At 39.4% G+C, this 627-nt stretch carries 1 pseudogene; it reads right to left on the bottom strand.

Annotated features, from left to right (window positions below):
• Positions 1-627: pseudogene (locus ABS911_RS15265) on the bottom strand (ABC transporter permease); the annotation flags it as partial.

The following is a 627-nucleotide window of genomic DNA, read 5'->3' on the forward strand; positions in this document are numbered from 1 at the left end:
AGCAATTTCAGTATCCCATGTTACGTAAGACAAATTAATATTTCCTTTACTTCCAACAGAAATAAGGTTAGAAGCATTTGAACTGTAAGCACCCGCACTTCCGAAAGTAAGAATTAGTCCCAAGACTGCAATGACTGCAATCCAGATTCCTTTAAATTTTTTCTTCAAAATAAATTCTCCCTTCTTTGACTTAGCTATTTTTATCAGCTGTGAAACGATTTGTTAAGCGGTCAATCAAGATTGCTAAGATAACAATCGCTAGACCTGACACAAACCCTGAACCCACTGAGGCACGTTGTAGAGCTGTTAGTACTTGGCGACCTAGACCTGGTGCACCAATCATTGAAGCTGTAACAACCATAGACAAGGCAAGCATAACTGTTTGGTTTACACCAGCCATAATTGTCGATTTAGCTAAAGGTAATTCTACTTTGAATAGTTTTTGTTTACCAGTTGAACCAAAGGCGTCTGCTGCTTCTACTAATTCAGTAGAAATTTGTTTGATACCTAACTCAGTGAATCGTACTGTTGGTGGTAAGGCGAAAATTACTGACGCGAATGTACCAGGTACAATACCGATACCGAAGAAGGCAACGGCTGGAATTAGGTAAACAAAGGCTGGCATTG

Source organism: Carnobacterium sp. (assembly GCF_040274425.1).